Origin of the sequence: Kitasatospora aureofaciens (genome assembly GCF_019192735.1) — a bacterium.
Taxonomy (GTDB): domain Bacteria; phylum Actinomycetota; class Actinomycetes; order Streptomycetales; family Streptomycetaceae; genus Kitasatospora; species Kitasatospora aureofaciens_A.
The window spans coordinates 209,818-232,342 of the sequence record NZ_JAHTKP010000007.1 but is presented as its reverse complement, the minus strand read 5'-3'; the positions used below and the strand labels follow the sequence as shown (position 1 = coordinate 232,342).

Here is a 22,525-nt window from a genome sequence, read left to right as displayed (position 1 = left end):
CCCTGGCAGCTCCGGTGACGGTCAGCGGGCGGTGAGTGTGACTGTCACCGGAGTGCCCGGGCGGGCATGCGGGAGGCGGATCCGGGCGGTGCCGGCCCGGTCGCCGTCCGGCTGGTCGAGGTCGACCAGGGCGGTGGCGGGGGAGACGGTGACGCGGGCGCCGTGCGGGAATCCGGCGGCGGGCAGCACGAGTTCGGTGGCACGCCCGGTGCCGTCGGCCGTCCAGCGGACGGTGTCGCCGGTGGTGCTGACGTCCGTCCCGGCGACGGCCGCCGGGTACGGGCCGAACGCGGGCTCGTCGCCGGGGGCGGGCCGTCCGGCGGGATCGAGCGCGCAGTAGCCGCCGGTGCCGCGGCACCAGTACCACATCGTCCAGCCCTCGGCGAAGCCGTCCATCGCCGCGACTTGTCGGCGGACGAGCCGGCTGTTGCCCGGCGTCCGGGAGATGGGCGGTCCCCACTCGCCGACCAGCACGGGCAGGTGCTGGGCGGCCGGGTAGCCGGTGATCGCGGAGGTGTAGCGCTCGACGAAGCCGTCGGCGGGGTCCCAGTCGGCGCCGGACTCGACCGCGGTGTCGTAGAAGTGCGGGGCGTAGCCGAGGCGGGGCGCGCCGGGGCGGGGGTCGGTGAAGCCGGGCAGCTGCGTCGGCACACCCTGGCCGACCAGGACGGTCGGTTCGACGAACAGCCAGGCGCGGGAGTCGACGTGGCGGACGGCCGCGATCAGGCGGCGGTACATGGCGGCGAGCCGGCCCTGTTCCAGGGCGGCGGAGGCGGCGGCGAGCACGGCCGGGTCGGTCGGGTCGCCGTCCACCGGGCCGAACGGCTCGTTGAACAGGTCGTAGCCCAACAGGGAGCGGTGGCCGCGCAGTTCACGGGCGAGCCGGGTGTAGAAGTCGGCCTGCCAGGCGCGCAGGTCGGGGTCGTCGTAGAGGTGGCGGAAGGCGGCCTGGACGGCGGGCTGGAAGTAGCCGGCGAACCAGTCGTTCGGGTCGGGGGTGAACGGCAGGCCGTCGTCCCGCGTGGCCCAGGTCGGGATGCCGCGGTCGCCGCCGCCGAACGCCGGCCCGTAGACGTCCTGGTGGAAGTCGACGAGGGCGAGGACGCCGTACCGGTCGGCCCAGCCGAGGAGTTGGTGCAGGCGGTGCAGTTCGGCCGGGTCGAGGCGGCCGCGTTCGGGCTCCAGCCTGGTCCAGGAGACCGCCACCCGGATCAGCGTGAAGCCCTGCGCGGCCAGGGACTTGACGTCCGCCTCGGTGGTCTCGGCGTACTTGTCGAGGTTGAAGCCGCGCAGCTGGAGCCGGCGGCCCTGGGCGTCGGTGAGGGCGGTGCGGCCGTCCGGGCCGGTGGCCGTGCCGGTGGGAAACCGGGCAGGGCACGCCTGGTGGGCGGAGGCGCCGGGGGCGGCGGTGGCGGCGGTCAGGGTGGCGGTGGCGGCGAGCAGGAGGGCAACGGCGGTGCGGCGCAGGCACATCGGGACCTCGCACGGCGGGGGGTGGGGGCCCGATGATGCCCTCGGCGCTGCGCACGGCACAAGGGATTCGACGGCGGGGGATCGGCCGGGTCCGGGGCTCAGCCGGCGGCGGGCGGCTCCGCGGCCGGCTCGGCGGGCGCGGTCGGCAGGACGGCGGTCGGCAGGTCCGCGGCGGCGGCGAGGCGGCCCCAGAGCAGGTCGGCGAGGGCCTGCACCATGCGGGTGCGCGAGCAGGGCTTGGTCTCCAGCCACCAGTCCCCGGCCGCCAGCACCATGCCGGTGATGCCCCGGCCCCACGCCTCGGCGAGCAGGTCGCGGTCGGCGCCGAGGTCGACCTGGCTCTGCACGGCCCGGGTGATCTCCTCGGCGATCCGCCGGAGCGCGGGGGCGAGCGCGTTGCCGGCGCCGCTCGGGTCGCCGGGCTCGGGGTGGGTGAGCAGCCGGTAGACCTGCGGGCGGGCCTCGATGCCGGCCAGGTAGGTGTCCAGCACGTGCTCGACCCGGTCGCGGCGCTCCAGCGGTTCGGCGAGGGCGGCCCGGACGGCGGCCAGCAGGCCGCCGGTGTGGCGGTCGGTCAGGGCCTTGATCAGGCCGTTCCGGTCGCCGAAGTGCCGGTACAGGATCGGCTTGGTGATGCCGGCCTCGGCGGCGATGGCGTTCATGCTGGCGCCGGGGCCCTCCCGCTGGATGACCCGGTCGGCGGCGTTGAGCAGCTGCTCGCGGCGGGGCTCTCGGGACATGCGCTGCTCCTCGGGTGCGGGGTGGGCCCGGTGGTGGCACCGGGCGATCCGGCGGTGACACCGGGCGGTGCCGGGCGTTGACACCGGTTACCAATCAGTAGCAGACTCCGACGATGTTACCTGGGGTAACACCCCGGTCGGCCGTACCCCTTCTTCGGAGGCAAGCACCATGAGCAGCACGTTCTCGATGGACCCGGGTGCGGACCAGCTCGCCGTACGCGACTGGCTGCACGGCTTCGCCGCCGACGTGATCCGGCCGGCCGCCGCCGAGTGGGACGAGCGCGAGGAGACCCCCTGGCCGGTCATCCAGGAGGCTGCCAAGCTCGGCATCTACTCGCTCGACTTCTACGCCCAGCAGTACTTCGACCCGTCCGGCATCGGCATCCCGATCGCCATGGAGGAGCTGTTCTGGGGCGACGCGGGCATCGGCCTGTCCATCGTCGGCACCACGCTGGCCGCCGTCGCCGTGCTCGCCAACGGCACCGACGAGCAGATCGGCACCTGGACGCCGCAGATGTTCGGCACCCCGGACGACGTCAAGGTGGCCGCGTTCTGCTCCTCCGAGCCGGACGCCGGCTCCGACGTCTCCGCGCTGCGCACCCGGGCCGTGTACGACGAGGCCAAGGACGAGTGGGTGCTCAACGGCACCAAGACCTGGGCCACCAACGGCGGGATCGCCGCCGTCCACGTCGTCGTCGCCACCGTCGACCCGGAGCTCGGCGCCCGCGGCCACGCGTCCTTCGTCGTCCCGCCGGGCACCCCCGGGCTGAGCCAGGGCCAGAAGTTCAAGAAGCACGGCATCCGCGCCTCGCACACCGCCGAGGTCGTGCTGGACGGCGTCCGGGTGCCCGGCAGCTGCCTGCTCGGCGGCAAGGAGAAGCTGGACGAGCGGCTGGCCCGGGCCCGGGAGGGCGTGCAGAAGAGCGGCGGCCGGGGCAACGCGGCGATGGCCACCTTCGAGGCCTCCCGCCCGGCCGTGGGGGCGCAGGCGATCGGCATCGCCCGGGCCGCCTACGAGGTCGCGCTGGACTACGCGAGGACGCGCGAGCAGTTCGGCCGGCCGATCATCGACAACCAGGGCGTGGCCTTCCAGCTGGCCGACATGAAGACCCGGATCGACGCCGCCCGGCTGCTGGTGTGGCGGGCGTCCTGGATGGCCGTCAACAACCAGCCGTTCACCGCGGCCGAGGGCTCGATGTCCAAGCTGTACGCGGGCGAGACGGCCAAGTGGGTCACCGCGCAGGCGATGCAGATCCTCGGCGGCAACGGCTTCACCCGGGAGTACCCGGTGGAGCGGATGCACCGGGACAGCGCGATCTACTCGATCTTCGAGGGGACCAGCGAGATCCAGCGGCTGGTGATCGCCCGGGCGATCTCGGGGATGCCGATCCGCTGACTACCTGGTGGCCCAGAAGGTGAGCCCGGCGGTGAGCGCGCCCACCATCGCGCCGACGATCGTCTGCGCGGTGGTGTGGTCCCGCAGCACCACCCGGGACCAGCCGATCACCGCGACCACCGGGTAGAGCAGCAGCCACCACGGGCCGAGCGCGATCGCCAGGCAGACCACCGCGCCGCTGGCGACGGCCGTGTGCACGGAGACCTTCCACCACACGGTGATCACCAGGATCGGGATCAGCGAGGCGAACATCGCCGCGACCATGGCGGTCAGGTCGGCCGGGGCGTCCAGCCAGAGCATCACCGCGAAGCTGGTGGCGACCGAGCCCATGATGAACGGGATGACCGTCAGCCGGCGCTGCCGGTGGCCGACGTGCCGGTCCTCCAGGGTGCCCTTGCGGATGCCGCGCTGGATGAACAGGGTCGGGATGACGGCCGCGAAGAGCGCGGCGAAGGCCGCCCAGGCGATGCCCTTCCACCCGTAGCGCAGGCCGCCGAGCAGCGGCAGCATCGCGATGATCACGTTCTTCGGCTCGACGCCGTCGGTGACCCGCCGGGCCCAGATCGTCCTGCTGGTGGGGGCGGTCGTGGGCTCGGCCATGGTCTCGGTCATCGGGGGAGTGCTCCAGGCGGTCCGGATCGGGTTGGTCGGACGATCGTATTTCCCCGGGGCGGAGGGCTCGGAACCGGGGCGGAGGGCTCGGACCTGGGCAGACCTGGGGGCCGAGCGCTCAGAACCGGGGCGAGCGGCCCTCGAGGAAGGCGGCCAGCCCCTCCCGTACGTCCCCGGACTCCCGCGACCGGCGCTCCCAGGGGGCCAGCGCCTCCGCCGCCCGCTCCGGCGGGACGGCCAGGGCGGCCTTCACCGCGCCGATCGTCTGCGTCGAGCGCCCGGTCAGCACCCGGGCGAACTCCAGCGCGGCGGCGTCCAGTTCGGGGTCCGGCAGGACCCGCTCCGCGAGGCCCAGCGGCAGCGCGTCCCGGCCCGTCACCAACTCGCCCGAGAACAGCAGGTACTTGGCGCGGGCCGGGCCGACCAGCCGGGCCAGCCGCAGGGTCGGCACCGCCGGGTAGACCACGCCGAGCTTGGCCGGGGTGATCCCGAGCCGCGCGTCCTCGGCGACGAACCGCAGGTCGCAGGCGACGGCCAGCTGGCAGCCGCCGCCCACGCAGGCGCCCCGGACGGCGGCGATGGTCGGGTGCGGGAAGGCGGCCAGCGCCTCCTCGGCGGCGACGTTGACCGCGTGGTAGGCGTCCGCGCGGTCCGGATCGCCGTACACCTCGGCCAGTTCGGCGATGTCCGCGCCCGCGCTGAAGGTGCCGCCGGCGCCGGTCAGCAGCAGGGCGCGTACGCCCTCGTGCTCGGCGAGCAGCTGCAGGACCTTCGGCAGCGCCTGCCAGATCTCCAGGGTCACCGCGTTGCGCCGGTGCGGGCGGGCGAACTCCAGCACCGCGACGCCGTCCTCGCCGACGTGGGCGTGCAGCCCGTCGGCGTGGGCGGGCAGCGGGGAGCGGTCCCGCGTGAGCAGCGACTGGTCCATGCGCGCCTCCGGAAGTCGTGGTGCGCCCACTCTCTCAGGGCGTGTCGGCGCAGTAGTCGCCGAGCCCCCGCTCGACCAGGTCGAAGGCGCGGCGGGCGCGGTCGAGGGCCTCGGGCAGGGCGTCGGCGGCGCACTCGCCGGCCAGCATCCGGACCTGGTTCTCGGTGGTCAGCGTCAGCCGGGTGGCCAGCAGCTGGGCCCCGGCGACCCGGGCGACGAACTCGTCGTGGGCCGGGTCCTGGGCGAGCAGCTCGGCGGTCAGCTGGGCCTGGGCCTCGCGGCCGAAGCCGGCGGTGGCGCGCATCGCCAGGGCCGGGGTGTGGTGGACCAGCCGGACCACGTCGAGGACCACCTGATCGTCGTTCAGGCCGGTGGCCGGGTCGAACGCGGCGAGCGCGGCGAGGTAGTGCTCGCGCAGCGCCGTCACCGCCGAGGCGCCCGGGGCGCGCTCGCGCACCACCCGGGCGGGCTCGCCGAGGTGCTGCTCCATCGGGGCCATGACCAGGTCTTCCTTGGTCGGGAAGTAGTTGAAGACGGTCATCTTGGAGATCTCGGCGGCGGCGGCGATCTCGGCCACCGAGACCTGGTCGAAGCCCTTCGCGGCGAACAGGCCGATGGCGGTGCGCCAGATCTTGATACCGGTCTGGATCTTCTTCCGCTCGCGCAGGGGCAGCGCGTCGATGTCGCGGTTGTGGACGGGGCTGAAACCGGTGTGCGTCGCCATGACCTGACTGTACCAGGCTCAAAGATGATCCGGGATGAATGTTGTCCTCGGCTGAAAAATCGATCTGGATGAAGAATTGACTCAGTATAAGTAGTCCTGTCATGGTGGGGACGTGCCGCCGGGACCGCCCGGCCCGGCCCCGAACTCCAAGACCCCCGGGGGGACTTACCGATGGCGCCCGCTGCCCTGACGACACCCGCTGCCCTGATGACACCCGCCCGGCGCAAACTGGGCATGCTGCTCTGCCTGGTCACGATCGTCCTGGCCGTGCTCGACATGAACATCGTGTCGGCCGCCACCGTGCCGATCGTCCGCGAACTTGACCCGGTCCACGGCGTCGACCGGCTGCCCTGGCTGGTCAGCGCGTTCGCCCTCGCCGCGACCGCCCTCCTGCCGCTCTACGGCAAGCTCTGCGACGTGTACGGCGCCAAGCGCGTGCTGCTCGGCGCGGTCGGCACCTTCCTGGTCGGCTCGGCGCTCTGCGGGGCCGCGCAGACGATGGGGCAGCTGATCGCCTTCCGTGCCGTCCAGGGCGTCGGCGGCGGCGGGCTGATGAGCGTCACGATGGTCGTCATCGCCCACCTCAGGGACCCGGAGGTGCGCGGCCCCGGCAAGGGCGGTGCGATGGGCGGCATCGTCGCCGGCCTCGGGATGGCGATCGGCCCGCTGATCGGGGCGCTGTTCACCGACCACGTGAGCTGGCGCTGGATCTTCTACATCAACCTGCCGCTCGGCGTGCTCGTCATGGTCGGCACCGCCCTGGCGATCAAGCTGCCGCCGGCCGCGGGCCGCCGCGGGCTCGACTTCCCGGGCGCGGCCCTCGCCGCCGCCTTCGCCACCGGGCTGTTGCTGGTGACCGAGTGGGGCGGCAAGGACTACGCCTGGACCTCCCCGGTCATCCTCGGCACGGCCGCCGGCACGCTGGCCGCGCTCGGCCTCTTGCTGTGGCGCCAGGCCACCGCCGCCGAGCCGGTGCTGCCGCTCTCGCTGTTCCGGATCCGCGTGGTGCGGCTCGGCTTCGCCGTGCAGGGCCTGGCCGGGATGGGCATGACCGGCGCGATCATGTACGTGATGATTTACCTGCAGATCGCCCGGGGGATCGCCCCGACCTCGGCCAGCCTCTACCTGATCCCGATGGCGGCCGGGATGACCGCGATCGGCCTGCTGGTCGGGCGGCTGACCGCCCGCGGCCACTCGCCGCGCACCTTCCTGGTGGCCGGCGGCGGCTGCGCGGCGCTCGCCCTGGCGCTGCTCGGGCTCAGCGGGCCGGACACCGGCCTGTGGGCGGTGGGTGCCGAACTCGCCCTGCTCGGCGCCGGGTTCGGCCAGCTGATCGGGCAGCTGATCACGGTGGTGCAGGAGGCCGCCCCGCGGCACCAGCTCGGCGTCGCGACCACCGGCATCCGGTTCTTCCAGACCCTCGGCAGCGCCCTCGGCGCCGCGTTCTTCGGCACCGTGCTGGCCCGGGTCTTCGCGGCCGGCGAGCCCGGCCGCCCGCTCGGCGCGGTCCGGACGCTGACCGGCGCGGCCCGGGAGCACGCGGTGCGCAGCTTCACGGACGCCGTCGACGTGGTCTTCCTGACGGCGGGAGGGGTGATGGCGCTGGTGGTGCTGCTCGCGCTGCGGCTGCGCCCGGCGGACGTGGAGGTGCCGGACGCCCAGGCGCCGGAGCAGCCGATGCTCGCGGCCTGAGCACTCGGTACGGCGCGGGGCCCGGTGGACGGGGGATCGTCCACCGGGCCCTGTCACGTTTGGCTTCAGGCCTGGGGCTTCCACTCGGAGGCCAGGATCGACCAGATCTCCTTGTCGTGGCGGACGCCGTTGTGCAGGAACCACTCGCGCAGGGTGCCGTCCAGCCTCATGCCGACCCGCTCGGCGACGGCCCGGCTGCGGGCGTTGGCGGAGGAGCACCACCACTCGGCGCGGTGCAGGCCCCGGGTGGTGAAGGCGTGGTCGAGCAGCAGCCGGACGGCGCCGGTGATCAGCCCGCCGCCCTCGCCGGCCGCCTCCGTCCAGGCGCCGATCTCGCAGATGCCGGTCTGGGTGCTGAAGCTCACGAACATCACGCCGCCGACCAGCGTGCCGTCCCGCCAGATGCCGTAGATGCGGCCGCTGTCGCCGGCCAGCCGGTCGGCGTAGCGCTGCAGGGTGGCGCGGGCCGAGTCGAGGTCGGTCGAGAAGGTGGCCCACGGGATCCACGGGTCGGTGTGGGCCCGGGCACGGTCGATGTGGGCCAGGAACTCGGGGGCCTGCCACGGCTCCAGCGGGCGCAGTTCGGCGTTCTCGGCGAGCGGTACGGCGTACAAGGGCGGGCCTTTCCGTGGTGCGCGGTGTCGGGGGAGCGAACCGGCAGGCGGGTCGTTCCGGAGACCATTCATAACAAACGTTTGGTATGTACGATAGCCCCCATGACACCGGCCCGTGGAGACCATGACGCCCGCCGCCTCGAAGTCTCCGAAGGGGTCTGGCGGGTGCTCTCCACCCGCGGGTTCGAGGGGCTGACGCTGCGTGCGGTGGCCGCCGAACTGGGTGCCTCCACCGGTCTGTTGACGCACTACTTCCCCAACAAGCGGGCCCTGCTGGGCCACGCACTGGAGGAACTCGACCGGCGCTCCCTCTCCCGGCCCCGGCGCACCGACCCGGCCGACGGCACCCCGCCGCCGCCCGCCGGGCTGCCCCGGCTGCGGGCGGCGCTGCTCGACGTCCTGCCGCTGGACGAGGCGGCCGTGGCCGGCAACCGGATCTGGGTCGGCTCCTGGGACGTCGCCCTCGCCGACCCGGAGCTGGCCGCCGCCCACGCGGGCCGGTACGGGCGCTCGCGCGAGGCGCTGACGGCGCACGTGGCGGACGCCCAGCGGCTCGGCGAGCTGCCGGCCGGGGTGGACGCCGCCGCGCTGGCGGCGGGCGCGCAGGCCTTCGTCCTGGGGCTGGTGGTGCAGGCGCTGTTCGCGCCGGGGGAGTTCCCGCCGAAGCGGCAGACCGCGCTCCTGGACGCCTACCTGGCGGGGCTGGCCGGGCCGGCCGCGGGCTGAGTCTGCCGCGGGGTGGGTCGGCCGCGCGGTGGGTCGGCCGCGTGCTGGGTCGGCCGCGTGCTGGGCGGTGGGCCCGGGTCCCCGGGGAGGGATCCGAGGGGGATTCGCCCCGGATTTCCGTCGTTCGGCGGGCGTGGTGCGTTTGGTCCCGAACCGGCGCCGATTGCCCGAGTGGAGTTTCTGCTCGGACCATGACACGCATTGTCACGGGTTATGTGCGGTGAGTGTGCGGGGATTTCCCCGGCCGCCGCGGGGCCGCCAATGCGTCCGCCGCGGCGAGGGCCGGCGGGAAATGGCAGGTGGTGCCCCCAGCAGGATTCGAACCTGCGACCTACCGCTTAGAAGGCGGGTGCTCTATCCGCTGAGCTATGGGGGCGGGACGGACGGCGCCCGGGTGGGCGCGACCGTTGCCGGGATCGGGCGACGAGCGCGTGGGGCGCCCGTGTCCGGCCCCGTACCTGAGGGTGGGGGTGGGGGTTGGCGGGCCCTCGCCCTGTCGGGGACAGGATAAGGGTGTCCAGTTCCTCGGCCGGGTTCGACAGCACCGCCGTTGGTGTGTCGGCCCCGGAGGGGCGGTCCGATAATCGCAGGTGAACGCCGTGTGTGCAGCGGTCTGGCAGTGTTCCGTGCCGGACGTTGTGCAGTCGTTACGGGGCTGCCGCCTCACCCGTTATGGATTCGGCACGGAGAAAGTACCGCTTCCGGCGCGGGTGGGGGGCCGTATTCGGGTCCCTTCGGTCGGATGACGTGCGTGGACGGCGGCCGGACCGCGTTCCGGGGTGTACGGGCGGCGGCGGGAAGCGGCCGGATTGTTGTCATGGCCGCGAAGAGTCGGGGTGTCAGGGGGGTCGGAAGGCCGAAATTCACCCCCGCGAGTGACACGGGTTTTCCACAAGGCGGAGTTGTCCACAGGATTTCGGAACTTGTTGGCGGGGATTTCCGGGGAAGCGCACTCTCAACTCGCACCGGTCGATTCCGTACGGTGCATCGGCGAGAACGGAGAGTGCGCTGTGAACGAGACTCAGGTGACGGTCATCGGCAATGTCGCGACGGAGGTGACCTACGGCGAAACGGGCAGTGGTGTGCCGATGGCCAGCTTTCGGCTCGCGTCCACCGAGCGGCGTTACGACCGGCAGCGGGAGTGCTGGGTGGACGGTGACACCCAGTGGCTGTCGGTGACGGCCTGGCGGGCGCTGGCGGTGAATCTGATCGGCTCGCTCGCCAAGGGGGATCCGGTCGTGGTGAGCGGCCGGCTGCGGATGCGGGAGTGGGGTGAGGGGGAGGTCAAGCGTGCCAAGGTCGAGATCGACGCTCGATGGGTCGGGCACGATCTCACCCGTGGGACCTCGGCGTTCCGTTGGGCGTCGGGCGCGCGGGGGCATCCGTCGACCGGTGCCGGGGCGGTCGGCGGCGAGCCCGGCGGGCAGGGCGATGGCGAGGCGGTGCCGGGGTGGATCGCGGACGCACTGGCGGCGCGCAAGGCGTCCGCGCTGGCCTCGGGGTCAGGCCCGGGGGAGTCGGGTGTGGAGCCGGCGGGGGTGGCGGCTGGGGCGGCCGTGGCGTCCGGTGAAGGTGACGGAGTGTCCGGAAAGGGAAGTGGAGGTGGCGCGCAGGCGGCGCTGATCTGACTGGGAGTCGACCGGAACTGTCGACAAATATGTAGATCGAGGCGGTTGTTGCGCCCGCACGCGCAATCCCGCCCGGTTAACGGAAAGTGCCGGAGAGTTTCTGGCCGATCGTCAGCTTGTGTGGAAACTGGGAGGATTGATAACGATACAGATACGGAATCGTCCTGATTTGGCATGGGGGTTTGCGGGCCCCTGGGGCTCAATAGGATTCGTCTGGTTCATACCCCGCAGCGGCGCCACAGGGGGCGCCCGCGGCAAGGCAAGTCGGCGGGCTGCCCATCGGCACGGCCCGGCCCGGAGGGAAACCAGATGTTCCAGATGCAGGGGCGGAGTCTTCCCCGCATAGCAACTGTCATGCTCACGACCAGCCTGGCGCTGGGTGGGGGTCTGCTTGCGGCCGGTGCGGCGGCTGCGGCCGCACCGGGTGCCGGCGTGACCGCCGTCGTCGAGAACACGATGCTCGGCGAGAAGATCGATGTCGACGGTGGCAGCACCGTCGAGGGCGGTCTGTTCACCCTGAAGACGTCCAGTGGTGAGCTCCAGACCTACTGCATCGACTTCGGCAACCCGGTGTACCTCGACAGCCAGGCGAAGTACCAGGAGTCGGACTGGAAGTCGAGCTCGCTCGGCCGCAAGGACAAGGCGCAGGACGCCTCCAAGATCCGCTGGATCCTGGAGAACTCCTACCCGCAGGTCACCGACCTGGAGAAGCTGTCCAAGGACGCCGCCGTCGACGGTCAGCTGAGCAAGGAGGACGCCGCGGCCGGCACCCAGGCCGCGATCTGGAAGTTCTCGGACGGCAAGGACGCCGTCCCGCAGAACTCCAAGGCCAGGCAACTGCGCGACTACCTGATCGGCGACAAGAACAAGGGCATCGCCGCCGAGCCCAAGCCCTCGCTCACCCTCGCCCCGGACGTCTCCGGCAAGTCGGGCAGCAAGCTCGGCCCGTTCACGCTCAACTCCAGCGCCGGCCAGGTGAAGCTGGCGGTGAACGGCAACTCCGCCGACAAGATCAAGGTGCTCGACAAGGACGGCAAGCCGGTCGGCGACGCCCTGAACGGCCCCATCGCCAAGGACACCCAGCTCTTCCTGGACGTCCCGGCCGGCACCCCGGACGGCGGGGCCGTCCTCACCGCCTCCGCCGAGACCGTCGTCCCCAGCGGCCGGGTCTTCCTCAGCGAGGGCTACACCCCCGAGAAGCACAGCCAGACCATGATCCTGGCCGGCTCCAGCAAGCTCAGCGTGAGCGCCAACGCCAAGGCCAACTGGAAGCAGGGCAAGGGCGCGCTGATCGACAGCATCGCCCAGGTCGAGTGCGAGAACAGCGGCGTCCGTGTCTCGGTCGCCAACGGCGGTGACGAGGCCGCCACCGTCACGGTGAAGCCGGGCAAGGACCTGACCGTCCAGCCGGGCAAGACCGAGAGCCTGCTCCTCACGGTCGCCAACAAGGCCGCCTACGACATCACCGTCACCGGCCCGAACGGCTACACCAACAACTTCAAGGGCATCCTGGACTGCAAGTCCGCCACCACCCCGGTGACGCCGTCGTCCGGCCCGTCCACCCCGGGCGCCTCCGGCGCGCCGACCACCCCGGCCGGCACCCCGTCCAAGTCGTCCAGCACCGCCCCGGCTCCGGCCGTCACCAGCTCGGCCCCGGGTACCGGCGGTCTGGCCCAGACCGGTGCCAGCAGCAACACCCCGATCCTGGCCGGCGTCGCCGGCGCCCTGGTCATCGCCGGTGGTGCCGCGGTCTTCTTCCTGCGTCGCCGTGGCCGCCACGGTGGCAACGCCGCCTGAACCGGTAGCGCCGACCAGCAGTAACCCCTAGCCACGGCCCGGCTCCCCGCACCCGCTGCGGGGGGTCGGGCCGTCGGCCTTCCACCGCCGCGTCCTCTTCCACCGCCGTGTCCCGGATACCCCCCAGGGGCACCCGGGCGGTTCGGGGCTCCCGGCCGGGTGCGGCACAATGGAAGGCTGCAAGCCGAATACTCCCGACGACGCCGGAGCGATCTCACGTGGCGGAATACATCTACACGATGCGCAAGGTGCGCAAGGCTCACGGAGACAAGGTCATCCTTGACGACGTGACGCTCAGCTTCCTCCCCGGGGCGAAGATCGGCGTCGTGGGCCCCAACGGCGCGGGTAAGTCCACCGTTCTGAAGATGATGGCCGGCCTGGAGCACCCCTCCAACGGCGACGCCTTCCTCTCGCCCGGGTTCACCGTCGGCATGCTGCTCCAGGAGCCGCCGCTCGACGAGACCAAGACCGTCCTGGAGAACGTCGAGGACGGCGTCAAGGAGATCAAGGGGAAGCTCAACCGCTTCAACGAGATCGCCGAGCTGATGGCCACCGACTACTCGGACGCGCTGCTCGACGAGATGGGCAAGCTCCAGGAGGACCTGGACCACGCCAACGCCTGGGACCTGGACGCCCAGCTGGAGCAGGCCATGGACGCCCTGGGCTGCCCGCCCGGCGACTGGCCGGTCACCAAGCTCTCCGGTGGTGAGAAGCGCCGCGTCGCGCTCTGCAAGCTGCTGCTGGAGGCCCCCGACCTGCTGCTGCTCGACGAGCCCACCAACCACCTGGACGCCGAGTCGGTGAACTGGCTGGAGCAGCACCTGGCCAAGTACCCCGGTACCGTCGTCGCCGTCACCCACGACCGGTACTTCCTGGACAACGTCGCCCAGTGGATCCTGGAGCTCGACCGCGGCCGCGCCTACCCGTACGAGGGCAACTACTCCACCTACCTGGAGAGCAAGCAGTCCCGTCTCAAGGTCGAGGGCCAGAAGGACGCCAAGCGCGCCAAGCGACTCAAGGAAGAGCTTGAGTGGGTCCGCTCCAACGCCAAGGGCCGCCAGGCGAAGTCCAAGGCGCGTCTGGCCCGCTACGAGGAGATGGCGGCCGAGGCGGACAAGATGCGGAAGCTGGACTTCGAGGAGATCCAGATCCCGCCGGGCCCGCGCCTGGGCAGCGTCGTCATCGAGGTGGAGAACCTCTCCAAGGCCTTCGGTGAGAAGATCCTGATCGACGACCTCAGCTTCACCCTGCCCCGCAACGGCATCGTCGGCATCATCGGCCCCAACGGCGCCGGCAAGACCACGCTGTTCAAGATGCTCCAGGACATGGAGACCGCGGACTCCGGCAAGGTCAAGGTCGGCGACACGGTCAAGATCAGCTATGTCGACCAGTCCCGCGCCAACATCGACCCGAAGAAGACCCTCTGGGAGGTCGTCTCCGACGGTCTGGACTGGATCAACGTCGGCCAGGTCGAGATGCCGTCCCGCGCCTACGTGTCCGCCTTCGGCTTCAAGGGCCCGGACCAGCAGAAGCCGGCCGGCGTGCTTTCCGGCGGTGAGCGCAACCGCCTGAACCTGGCGCTCACCCTCAAGCAGGGCGGCAACCTGCTGCTCCTCGACGAGCCGACCAACGACCTCGACGTCGAGACGCTCTCCTCGCTGGAGAACGCCCTGCTGGAGTTCCCCGGCTGCGCCGTGGTCATCTCCCACGACCGCTGGTTCCTCGACCGAGTGGCCACCCACATCCTCGCCTACGAGGGCGAGAGCAAGTGGTTCTGGTTCGAGGGCAACTTCGAGTCGTACGAGAAGAACAAGATCGAGCGGCTGGGCGCCGACGCCGCCCGCCCGCACCGGGCCACCTACAAGAAGCTGACCCGGGGCTGACATCCAGCTGTCACGACGGCCCGGCAGACTGCCCTCCGGGGCGGCCTGCCGGGCCGCGGCCCGCCGCCACCTTCCGGCGGCGGGTGATTGGACACCGAGGAGAACACCTGTGGCCCGCCACATCTACGCCTGCCCGCTGCGCTGGTCCGACATGGACGCCTTCGGGCACGTCAACAACGCGGTCTTCGTGCGCTACCTGGAGGAGGCCCGGATCGACTTCATGTTCACCCAGGCCGCCGCGGCCGGCGCCGGGGAGTTCGCGGGCGGGTCGGTCGTGGCGCGCCACGAGATCGACTACAAGCGGCCGTTGGTGCACCGCCCGGAGCCGGTCACCATCGAGACCTGGGTGACCAAGATCGGCGTCGCCTCGCTGACCGTGTCGTACGAGATCAAGGACACCGCCGAGGACGGCAGCGACCTCGTCTACGTCCGGGCGTCCACCGTGGTCGTCCCCTACGACCTGGCCGAGCAGCGCCCGCGCCGGATCTCCGAGGTGGAGCGGGAGTTCCTCAGCCAGTACATGGACGAACGCAGCATGGACGAACGCAGCATGGAAGATCGCAGCATGGAAGATCGCAGCATGGACGAACGCAGCATGGACGAGGAGCCGGCTGTCGCCGCTGCCTGAGCCGACTGCACACACCTACCGATTCGAGCTGAACCGCGTTGACCAGCACCGCCCGTCTCGCTCTGACCGACGCCGGCGAGGCCGCCGACCTCGCCGCCTTCCTGCTGCGCCTGCTGCGCTTCGACAAGGCGGCGGCGGTGCGGCTGCGGGCGGTGGCCCCGGTCGAGGGGGACGGCGTGGTGGCGGTCTTCGGGCGGCTGCCGCTGGGCGGTTCGGGCGCGCTGGCGATCCGTACCGCCCGGGTGACCGGGCTCGGCGAGCCGGTCGACCTGACCGTGTCGGCGGGCCAGTTGCTGGACGGCGTGGACGGCGAGGCGGGCACCGTCACCCTGCCCGCGCCGGTGACCGGCCCGGCCTGGGCCGGGCTGCTGCCGCCGCGCACCGGCTGGCGGCCGCTGGGCGAGCCGCCGGTGGACCGGGTGTACCCCGAACTGATGGCCGGCGTACGGGAGTTCCGCGAGCGCAGCGAGGCCGTTCCGGCGCACCACCGCAGCCGTGCGGTGCTGGACGAGCTGGCCGACGAGATCTGGTCCCGCCCGGTCTCGGCGCTGCCGGAGCTGCCGCTGCGGGCCGTCCATGCCGCCTACGTGATCGGCTTCCTGAAGCCCGACGCCCCGCTGACGGTGCACCGGGCGGGCGGCTGGCTGCGGTTGAGCGCCCCGGCCGGGTCGGTGGCGGTCCGCACGGCGGCCGCCCCGGGCGCGGGGCTGGGGCTCAGCCCCGTCCGGTAGTTCGGCTGGTTCAGCCCTCGGTGTTGATCATCGAGGCGGCGGCGTAGGTGAGGTAGTCCCAGAGCTGCCGCTCGGCCTCGGCGGGCAGGGCGAGGTCGTCCACCGCCGCCCGCATGTGCCTGAGCCAGGCGTCGTGCGCCGCGCGGTTCACCTTGAACGGGACGTGCCGCATCCGCAGTCGCGGGTGGCCGCGGTGCTCGCTGTAGGTGCGCGGGCCGCCCCAGTACTGCATCAGGAACAGGGCCAGCCGCTCCTCGGCCGGGCCGAGGTCCTCCTCGGGGTACATCGGCCGCAGCAACTCGTCCTCGGCGACGCCCTGGTAGAACCGGTGCACCAGCCGCCGGAAGGTCGGCTCGCCGCCGACCTGGTCGAAGAAGGTCTCCTCGCTGAGCGTGCCACGCCGGATCTCGTTCACCCGACCATGGTCGCAGACGTCGACGGGGCCGTACACCGGGACCAAAGGCGTACGACCCCGCGGGGCACAGCGGTCAGGGGCTCAGCGGCCGGAGCGCGTCGGTCACACGTCGTCCCACTTGAACAGCTTCGCCGAGATGAGCGTCAGCACGACCGCGAACCCCAGCAGGATGCCCATGGTCGGCAGGGCGTCCATGACACCGCCGCCCCGGCTCAGCACGGACCCGGCGGCGTCCACCAGGTGCCGCAGCGGCAGCGCCTCCGAGATGGTCTTCAGCCAGGTCGGCGCGTCGTCCATCTTGAAGAAGGAGCCGGACAGGAACGACATCGGCAGCACGATGATCTGCGAGATGCCGTTGGCCGCCTCCTCGGTCTTGGCGATCGAGCCGGCCAGCAGACCGATCGACATGAAGGCGATCGTCGCGCAGATGACCAGCGGGATGATCAGCCACCAGTTGCCGGTGAGCTTGAGCCCGAAGTACGGCGTGGTGGCGACCACCAGGAAGATGGCAGTCTGGGCGAGCGCGGTCACCGTCGACACCACGACCCGCGAGGCGATGACCGAGAAGGCGCTCACCGGGGCCAGCCGCAGCCGGCGGAGCACCTTCTTCTGCCGCCAGCCGACCAGGGTCAGCGAGGCGCCGAACACGGCGCCGGTGGCGACGGCCCAGCCGAGCAGGCCCGGGGTGAGGAACTGGATCGGCTTGAGCGACTGGTCCTCGACCTGGGTCGCGTCCAGGGTGAACGCCGGCGGCTTGCCGGTGGCCTCCTTGTAGGCGGCCTGGTTGGCCTGCTGGACGATCGAGTTGAGGATGCCCTGGACCGAGCCGGCGCGGACCTGGTCGGCGGTGCTGAAGCGCAGCTCGATCCTGCCGTCCGGGTCCTGCTTGATCACCGCGTCCAGGTCGCCCTTGCGGACCTTGGTCAGCGCGGCCGACTCGTCGTCGACCTTGCTGATCTGCAGGACCTTCTCCAGCTCGGTCCGGCCCTCGCCCTGCACCGAGTCCAGCACCTGCACCGCGCCGACCTGGGCGACCTTGGCGTGCGGGCTGGTGGCGCCCTTGAGCAGGGTGCCGAACAGCAGCAGGAACATCAGCGGGAACAGCATGACGAAGAAGAGCGCGCTGCGGTCGCGGCGGAAGGACAGCAGCATCGCCCGGGACAGGCTCCAGAACGCGCTGACCCGCTCCCGGCCGGCGTCGGCGCCGTTGCCGGCCGAACCGCCGCGCTGGGCGGGCACCTTCGGCTCGGTGGACGTGGTGGGACTCATGCGCCCGCCTCGCTTCGCTCGGCAGGGGCATTCGCCCGTACGCACCTCTTGATGATGAACTCGCTCCGCTCGCTCATGCTCCTACCTCGCTTCGCTCGGCAGGGGCATTCGCCCATGTACACCTCTTGATGATGAACTCTCCCCCAGCCTTTGGCCGGGGGTACCCCCGTCGCTCGCTCATGCGCGGTACTCCCGCCCGGTCAGCTGGAGGAAGACGTCCTCCAGGGTGGCGCCGCGCACTTCGAGGCCGCGCAGCGCGTTCTGCTCGGCCAGGACGGCCAGGATCGGGGCGGGGAGGCGGGTGGAGACGGACAGCGAGACGCCGTCGTCCTCCAGGGCGGCGATCTCGGCGCCCGCCGCGGTGAGCAGCTCGCGCGCCCGGTCGACGGCCAGCTGGCCGGACTCGACGGTGATCCGGACGGTGTCGTCGAGCTCACGGATCAGCGCCGCCGGGGCGCCTGTGTGCAGGATCTTCCCGTGGTCCATGATCGAGACCCGGTCGCAGAGCACCTCGGCCTCGTCCAGGTAGTGGGTGGTCAGGACGACCGTGCGGCCCTCGCGGTTGATGTCCCGCAGGAGGTCCCAGAGGTTGCGGCGGGCCTGCGGGTCGAGGCCCGTGGTGGGCTCGTCGAGGAAGACGAGCTCCGGGTCGTGGGCCAGCGCGCAGGCGATCGACAGGCGCTGGGCCTGGCCGCCGGACATCTCCTCGGTCATCGACCCGGCCTTGTCGGCCAGGCCGACCCGCTCCAGCATCGCGTCGGCCCGCTTGGGACCGGTCCCGTAGAACGACGCGAAGGTGCGGATGGTCTCCCGGGCCGTCAGTTTCCGGAAGAAGGCGGAGGCCTGGAACTGCACGCCGATGCGCGGCAGCAGTTTCGGATTGCGGGGCCAGGGGGCCATCCCCAGGAGCTCGACCCGGCCCTCGTCCGGCTTGCGGATCCCTTCCAGGATCTCCAGTGTGGTGGTCTTCCCGGCGCCGTTGGGGCCCAGGATTCCGTAAAATTCGCCGGCTTCGACGGTGAGTGACACCCCGTCGACAGCCTGCACGTCCCCGTACCGCTGGCGGATGCCGTCAGCGGATATAGCTGCAGTCATGTGGCCTGAGCCTACGGGTATTCAAAGGCCCTGGGCAGACTCGGGGCAAGCTTTTTGAAGATCATCTTGCCTTGACGGGAACAGCTCGGGCCGGACGGACGTTGAAGTCCGCCCGGCCCTGCTGATGGCCACTCAGGCGCGGTGCGGTCAGGCGAGGTACGGTCAGGCGCGGTGCACCGTGATGGTGGTCCACGCGCCGATGTGGATCCGGTCGCCGTCGTTCAGCGGGATGGCGACGTGCGGGGCGACCGGCTCGGCGCCGCCGTTCATCGTGGTGCCGTTGGTCGAGTCCTGGTCGACCAGCACCCAGCTGCCGTCCGCCTGTTCGGCGAGCAGCGCGTGCTGGTGCGAGGCGCCCGGGTCCTCCGGGGGCACCGACAGGTCGATCTCCGGCACGGTGCCGCGGTGCTGGCTGCGCCGGCCGATCCGCAGCTGGCCGCGGCCGGTCAGCGGGATGCGCCGCTCGGGGCAGTACGGCGGGAAGAACAGGCCGGCCGCCTCGGGGCCGCTACGGGCCATCATCTCGGTGAAGTACTCGCGGTCGGCCGCGACCACGGCGATCCAGTTGGTCCGCACCGGCTCCGGCTGCGGGGCCTCCGCGTGCGACTGCGGAGGCATCGGCGGGGCCAGGTTGAACGAGGTGCCGAAGTCGCGGTTGCCGGGGTCGGCATAGACCGGCCCGGAGTCCTCGCGGACCGGGGCCTCCGGGAACGCGCCCTCCGGCGGAGGGTAGCCGTAGGTGTGCGCGGGGGGCATGGGCTGCCGCTGGAGGCCGTCCGGCTGCGCCGGCGGGGCGGTGCCTCCGTACGCCGCCGGGATGTTCAGCGGGGCCGGCGGCTGGACCGGCGGCGGCACCGGGGCGCCGGTACCCGCGGCCGGGGCCTGCCGCCGCGAGGGCGTGGACAGGTCGTAGTCGTACCCGCACTCCTCGCAGAACCGGCCGGTCTGCGGGCTGCGGCAGATCGGGCAGACCACCAGGCCCTCGGTGAGACCCTGCGGCATGGGCGGAGGCGGCGGCACGGCCCCGGGCGGCATCGTGCCGGGCGGCGGCACCGCGCCCGGCGGCATCGGCGGAGGCGGCATGGGCGACCCGTACGGTGCGCCCCCGTGCTCCGGGTACCCGGCGGGTGCTCCGGGCGCGGGCATGCCTCCGTGCGCCCCCGGGTGGGCCCCGGGCGGCGCCGGGAGCGGCGGAGTCATCGGAAAGCCGCAGAAGTCGCACCAGTCCTCGGCCTGCGACTCATGGCCCCTCGGGCAGATCGGCATCAGGTCCCCCTCAATACGAGCCGGCTTGGGGCGGCGGTCGCGCCGGGTCGCGGCCCGGTCACGTCTTCAGCGGTCACTTTCGGCGGTCACTTCTTCACACGTACCGTCTTGGTCGACCGGGTCTCAAGGGTCATCGAGTCGGCCTCGCTCACGTTCTTACGGAACCGAACCGTACCCTCCTTCGCGTCGACGACGTCCACCACCTTCTGGAGCAGCTTGTAGGTGCCCTCGTTCCCGGTCGCGTGCGCGATCCGGACGGCGGCGCCGAGCTTGGCGGTCGCGGTGTCGACGTCCCCGGCGCGGTGCGCCTCCAGGCCCTCCTGGATGGAGGAGGCGAGCTCGGCCTGCCCGGTGTAGTGGGCGACCTGCGGGCTGATCCGGGTGGAGGAGGCGAGGTCGTCGGTCCAGACGGCCTTGACCAGGCCCTGGGAGAGCACCTCGGGGGTGCCGCCGCCGGACTGCGAGGGCAGCACCAGGCTGATCCGGGCGGCGAGCATCTCGTTGCCGATGGAGGCGGCCGGGACCTCGACGCAGACGTGGTAGTCGCGGCTCTCGTCGCCCCAGGAGCCGGTCGGGTAGTCGCCGGCCCGCGGTCCGGCCTCGGCGCGCCGGGCGGTGAGGTCCTCGACGGCGGGGGCGACCTGCTTGACGAACTTGACGCTCGCGTTGGCCGGGGTCCAGATCCGCAGGGCGACGTCGGCGACCTGCTTGCCCATGGCGCCGGCCATCATCGAGCGGAAGTCGTCGGCCAGGCCGCCCGGTTCGGCGACGATGTCGACGGTGCCGAGCAGCGCGGAGGAGATCTTGCGCAGCTCGTCGATCCGCCAGTCGGTGCCGACGCCGCGGCAGTCGGCGGTGAAGTGGCCGGTGACCCGCTCGATGTTGCGCTCCAGGTCGGCCGCCGACTCGTGCTCGTTGTTGCCGTCGGTGAGCAGGATGGCGTGCCGGATGGCGATGTCGCGGCGGGTCAGGAAGAGCTTGTCGGCCTTGGCCAGCCAGGTGCCCATCGCGGTGCCGCCGGCCGCGGTGAGCCGGCGCAGCGCCTCCTTGGCGTGGCCGCGGGTGGTGGCGGAGGCGATCGCGAGGGTGCCGTCGCCGGGGTAGATGTCGCGGGCCTCGTGGGTGCCGGCGACCACGGCGAAGGCGACGCCGTCGCGCAGCGCGTCGACGGCGGCGGCGGTGGCCTCCCGGGCGCCGTTGATCTTGGTCTTGGGGTAGTCCATCGAGCCGGAGCAGTCGACCATGATCACCACGGCGGCGGAGGCGCCGGCGCCCTGCGGCCCGGCGTCGGTGATGCCGAGCGGACGGCCGCCGGAAGTGCCGCCGCCGGTCGCGGTGACGGTGACGATGGCGTTGACCTCGCGGGCGCCGTCGGCGAGGAACTCGTTCTGGAAGATGTCCACGTCGAACCTGGGCAGGTTCGGCTTAGCCAGTGTTGCCATGGGTCGGTGGCTCCCGTCGGGATGAGGGGTCGGTACGGATCGGTCGGTGGGCGGCCCGCCGGTCGGGCCGGCGGGCCGTGGGTGCCGGGGCTTCCGGCGGGCGGGTGCCGGCGGAAGCGGCGGCGGGACTGCGGGTGCCGTCAGGCCGTCGGCGGGTGCGGCGGCTGCGGCGGGACGGCCGGGACCGCCGGGGGCACCGGCGGTGCGGGCGGGGCCGGGGGCAGCGGGGCGGCGGGGGAGCCGATCACCGGGAGGTCCGGCAGGGTCGGCTCGTAGTCCGCGTAGTCGTCGCCGTCGTCACCGGTGCCGTCGTCCGTGCCGCCCGCGGGCTTCGGTGCCGCGCCCGCCGGGGTGATCACCGGCAGGTCGAGCGCGGTCGGCGTCTGCTCCGCCTCGGCGAGCGACGCCGCGTCCGCGGGCGGGTCGATCGGCAGGACCGCGACCGTGATGTTGTCGTGGCCGCCGGCGGCGACCGCGAACTTCACCAGGGTCTGCGCCGCCGCGAGCGGTTCGGTGCGGGCGTCCGGCCGGACGTAGTACGCCAGGTCGGTGGCGGCCTCGGCGTAGTTCCACAGGCCGTCGGTGCAGATCAGCAGCACCCCGGGGACGTGCGGGGTGAAGTCGAGGGTGTGCGGGACGACCTCCTCGGCGTCGGCGCCGAGCCAGCCGGTGATCGCGTGGGCGCGCGGGTCGGCGTAGGCCTCGGCCTCGCCCATCAGCCCGGCCTCGACCATCCGGGCCGCCCAGGAGTCGTCCTGGGTGAGCCGGAACGGCTCGGCGGCGGCCCGGTCGTCCGGGATCCAGTAGGCCCGGGTGTCGCCGACCCAGCCGATGGTGACCCGGCCGCCGGCCGCTATCGCGCTGACGAAGGTGCAGGCGGGTGCGTTGAGGTCGGGCCGGGCGGGCCCGGCGCCGTCCTGGGCGAGGTCGGCGACCGCCTTGGCGGCGTCGGCGATTGCCCGGCGCATCGCGGCGCCGGGCTCCCGGCCCGCCTCCAGGGCGCTCAGCAGCGACTCGGAGGCGGCGTCGACGGCCGTCTCGGAGGCCTCGTCCGGGCGGTCGGAGGAGGAGACGCCGTCGCACACCACGGCGATGACGACCGGCTCGCCGCCGGGCAGCGAGGTGGCGGCGACGGTGAAGGAGTCCTCGTTGCGGTGGTGGCGCACGCCGCGGTCGCTGACCCCGGCGACGCCCCCGAGGGCCTTCTCCATGTGGTCGCGCGGGCGCGGCTGGGCGCCGCCGCAGGCCTCGCAGTAGCCGTCGGCGGTGACCTGCGGCAGGCCGCAGTGCACGCAGACCGGCCCGTGCTGCGACGGGACGGCCTCGGAGTGGGCTGCGGCCCAGCTCGCGGGCATCGCGCCCGGGGCGGGCCGGCCGTCCCGGCCGGTCCCGCAGGCGCCGCAGAAGGCGTCCTCCGGGTCCAGCGGCTCGGAACAGCTCGGGCACACGGTCTGCTGCGGCATCGG

At 72.5% G+C, this 22,525-nt stretch carries 20 protein-coding genes and 1 tRNA gene; 8 read left to right on the top strand and 13 right to left on the bottom strand.

Annotated features, from left to right (window positions below):
- Positions 1-21: 21 nt before the first annotated feature.
- Both KV557_RS10945 and KV557_RS10940 read right to left on the bottom strand, forming a co-directional pair.
- Positions 22-1,473 (bottom strand): cellulase family glycosylhydrolase, encoded by a 1,452-nt coding sequence (locus KV557_RS10945; protein WP_218199618.1) that lies wholly within the window; start codon positions 1,471-1,473, stop codon positions 22-24.
- Between the two features lie 98 nt (positions 1,474-1,571).
- Positions 1,572-2,213 (bottom strand): TetR family transcriptional regulator, encoded by a 642-nt coding sequence (locus KV557_RS10940; RefSeq protein ID WP_218199617.1) that lies wholly within the window; start codon positions 2,211-2,213, stop codon positions 1,572-1,574.
- Between the two features lie 187 nt (positions 2,214-2,400).
- On the opposite strand from KV557_RS10940, the gene KV557_RS10935 reads away from it, so the two are divergent.
- Positions 2,401-3,609 carry an acyl-CoA dehydrogenase family protein gene (locus KV557_RS10935; protein ID WP_218199649.1) on the top strand — a complete coding sequence of 403 codons (1,209 nt, stop codon included), beginning with the start codon at positions 2,401-2,403 and terminating at the stop codon, positions 3,607-3,609.
- Here the strand turns inward: KV557_RS10935 and KV557_RS10930 are convergent, their stop codons facing one another.
- The 3 genes from KV557_RS10930 to KV557_RS10920 all read right to left on the bottom strand — a co-directional run bounded on the left by KV557_RS10930 (position 3,610) and on the right by KV557_RS10920 (position 5,873).
- The gene (locus KV557_RS10930; protein WP_256177203.1) at positions 3,610-4,221 is read right to left on the bottom strand and encodes a hypothetical protein; all 612 of its coding nucleotides are present in this window, start codon (positions 4,219-4,221) and stop codon (positions 3,610-3,612) included. It lies immediately after the preceding gene.
- A 118-nt stretch (positions 4,222-4,339) separates the two neighbouring features.
- Complete coding sequence (locus tag KV557_RS10925) at positions 4,340-5,149, bottom strand: enoyl-CoA hydratase/isomerase family protein (protein WP_218199616.1); 810 nt, start codon at positions 5,147-5,149, stop codon at positions 4,340-4,342.
- 34 nt (positions 5,150-5,183) lie between these two features.
- Positions 5,184-5,873, bottom strand: coding sequence for a TetR/AcrR family transcriptional regulator (locus KV557_RS10920; protein ID WP_218199615.1), 690 nt, complete (start codon positions 5,871-5,873; stop codon positions 5,184-5,186).
- Positions 5,874-6,044: 171 nt separating this feature from the next.
- On the opposite strand from KV557_RS10920, the gene KV557_RS10915 reads away from it, so the two are divergent.
- On the top strand, positions 6,045-7,565 hold the full coding sequence (locus KV557_RS10915) for an MFS transporter (RefSeq protein ID WP_374106612.1): 1,521 nt from the start codon (positions 6,045-6,047) through the stop codon (positions 7,563-7,565).
- A 65-nt stretch (positions 7,566-7,630) separates the two neighbouring features.
- On the opposite strand, the gene KV557_RS10910 is transcribed toward KV557_RS10915, so the two are convergent.
- On the bottom strand, positions 7,631-8,179 hold the full coding sequence (locus tag KV557_RS10910; RefSeq protein WP_218199614.1) for a GNAT family N-acetyltransferase: 549 nt from the start codon (positions 8,177-8,179) through the stop codon (positions 7,631-7,633).
- A 102-nt stretch (positions 8,180-8,281) separates the two neighbouring features.
- Between KV557_RS10910 and KV557_RS10905 the strand changes: the two genes are divergently transcribed.
- Positions 8,282-8,905, top strand: a complete 624-nt coding sequence (locus tag KV557_RS10905) for a TetR/AcrR family transcriptional regulator (RefSeq protein WP_218199613.1) — start codon at positions 8,282-8,284, stop codon at positions 8,903-8,905.
- A 300-nt stretch (positions 8,906-9,205) separates the two neighbouring features.
- Here the strand turns inward: KV557_RS10905 and KV557_RS10900 are convergent.
- Positions 9,206-9,281 (bottom strand) — tRNA-Arg (locus KV557_RS10900).
- 634 nt (positions 9,282-9,915) lie between these two features.
- On the opposite strand from KV557_RS10900, the gene KV557_RS10895 reads away from it, so the two are divergent.
- The 5 genes from KV557_RS10895 to KV557_RS10875 all read left to right on the top strand — a co-directional run bounded on the left by KV557_RS10895 (position 9,916) and on the right by KV557_RS10875 (position 15,572).
- Complete coding sequence (locus KV557_RS10895; protein ID WP_218199612.1) at positions 9,916-10,533, top strand: single-stranded DNA-binding protein; 618 nt, start codon at positions 9,916-9,918, stop codon at positions 10,531-10,533.
- Between the two features lie 354 nt (positions 10,534-10,887).
- Positions 10,888-12,330: a Cys-Gln thioester bond-forming surface protein gene (locus KV557_RS10890; RefSeq protein WP_218199611.1), complete on the top strand. Its 1,443-nt coding sequence runs from the start codon at positions 10,888-10,890 to the stop codon at positions 12,328-12,330.
- Between the two features lie 218 nt (positions 12,331-12,548).
- A complete protein-coding gene (gene ettA, locus KV557_RS10885) occupies positions 12,549-14,213 on the top strand; it encodes an energy-dependent translational throttle protein EttA (protein WP_218199610.1) in 1,665 nt (554 codons plus the stop codon).
- A 109-nt stretch (positions 14,214-14,322) separates the two neighbouring features.
- Positions 14,323-14,841, top strand: a complete 519-nt coding sequence (locus KV557_RS10880) for an acyl-CoA thioesterase (protein WP_218199609.1) — start codon at positions 14,323-14,325, stop codon at positions 14,839-14,841.
- Between the two features lie 38 nt (positions 14,842-14,879).
- Positions 14,880-15,572, top strand: coding sequence for a hypothetical protein (locus KV557_RS10875; protein WP_218199608.1), 693 nt, complete (start codon positions 14,880-14,882; stop codon positions 15,570-15,572).
- Between the two features lie 10 nt (positions 15,573-15,582).
- Here the strand turns inward: KV557_RS10875 and KV557_RS10870 are convergent, their stop codons facing one another.
- The 6 genes from KV557_RS10870 to KV557_RS10845 all read right to left on the bottom strand — a co-directional run bounded on the left by KV557_RS10870 (position 15,583) and on the right by KV557_RS10845 (position 22,522).
- Positions 15,583-15,987 carry a globin gene (locus tag KV557_RS10870; RefSeq protein WP_218199607.1) on the bottom strand — a complete coding sequence of 135 codons (405 nt, stop codon included), beginning with the start codon at positions 15,985-15,987 and terminating at the stop codon, positions 15,583-15,585.
- A 102-nt stretch (positions 15,988-16,089) separates the two neighbouring features.
- Positions 16,090-17,256 (bottom strand): ABC transporter permease, encoded by a 1,167-nt coding sequence (locus KV557_RS10865; RefSeq protein ID WP_256177200.1) that lies wholly within the window; start codon positions 17,254-17,256, stop codon positions 16,090-16,092.
- Between the two features lie 177 nt (positions 17,257-17,433).
- Positions 17,434-18,351, bottom strand: coding sequence for an ABC transporter ATP-binding protein (locus KV557_RS10860; RefSeq protein WP_218199606.1), 918 nt, complete (start codon positions 18,349-18,351; stop codon positions 17,434-17,436).
- Between the two features lie 162 nt (positions 18,352-18,513).
- Positions 18,514-19,353 (bottom strand): FHA domain-containing protein, encoded by an 840-nt coding sequence (locus tag KV557_RS10855; protein WP_256177199.1) that lies wholly within the window; start codon positions 19,351-19,353, stop codon positions 18,514-18,516.
- Between the two features lie 350 nt (positions 19,354-19,703).
- On the bottom strand, positions 19,704-21,059 hold the full coding sequence (locus KV557_RS10850) for a vWA domain-containing protein (protein WP_218199604.1): 1,356 nt from the start codon (positions 21,057-21,059) through the stop codon (positions 19,704-19,706).
- Between the two features lie 140 nt (positions 21,060-21,199).
- Positions 21,200-22,522 (bottom strand): protein phosphatase 2C domain-containing protein, encoded by a 1,323-nt coding sequence (locus KV557_RS10845; protein WP_218199603.1) that lies wholly within the window; start codon positions 22,520-22,522, stop codon positions 21,200-21,202.
- Positions 22,523-22,525: the final 3 nt, after the last annotated feature.

Coding starts and splice junctions, on each gene's coding strand:
- KV557_RS10935 (WP_218199649.1), top strand. CDS start 2,401: ATGGACCCGGGTGCGGACCAGCTCGCCGTACGCGACTGGCTGCACGGC.
- KV557_RS10945 (WP_218199618.1), bottom strand. CDS start 1,473: ATGTGCCTGCGCCGCACCGCCGTTGCCCTCCTGCTCGCCGCCACCGCC.
- KV557_RS10905 (WP_218199613.1), top strand. CDS start 8,282: ATGACACCGGCCCGTGGAGACCATGACGCCCGCCGCCTCGAAGTCTCC.
- KV557_RS10915 (WP_374106612.1), top strand. CDS start 6,045: ATGGCGCCCGCTGCCCTGACGACACCCGCTGCCCTGATGACACCCGCC.
- KV557_RS10940 (WP_218199617.1), bottom strand. CDS start 2,213: ATGTCCCGAGAGCCCCGCCGCGAGCAGCTGCTCAACGCCGCCGACCGG.
- KV557_RS10855 (WP_256177199.1), bottom strand. CDS start 19,353: ATGCCGCAGGGTCTCACCGAGGGCCTGGTGGTCTGCCCGATCTGCCGC.
- KV557_RS10865 (WP_256177200.1), bottom strand. CDS start 17,256: ATGAGTCCCACCACGTCCACCGAGCCGAAGGTGCCCGCCCAGCGCGGC.
- KV557_RS10890 (WP_218199611.1), top strand. CDS start 10,888: ATGCTCACGACCAGCCTGGCGCTGGGTGGGGGTCTGCTTGCGGCCGGT.
- KV557_RS10925 (WP_218199616.1), bottom strand. CDS start 5,149: ATGGACCAGTCGCTGCTCACGCGGGACCGCTCCCCGCTGCCCGCCCAC.
- KV557_RS10845 (WP_218199603.1), bottom strand. CDS start 22,522: ATGCCGCAGCAGACCGTGTGCCCGAGCTGTTCCGAGCCGCTGGACCCG.
- KV557_RS10930 (WP_256177203.1), bottom strand. CDS start 4,221: ATGACCGAGACCATGGCCGAGCCCACGACCGCCCCCACCAGCAGGACG.
- KV557_RS10920 (WP_218199615.1), bottom strand. CDS start 5,873: ATGGCGACGCACACCGGTTTCAGCCCCGTCCACAACCGCGACATCGAC.
- KV557_RS10860 (WP_218199606.1), bottom strand. CDS start 18,351: ATGACTGCAGCTATATCCGCTGACGGCATCCGCCAGCGGTACGGGGAC.
- KV557_RS10850 (WP_218199604.1), bottom strand. CDS start 21,059: ATGGCAACACTGGCTAAGCCGAACCTGCCCAGGTTCGACGTGGACATC.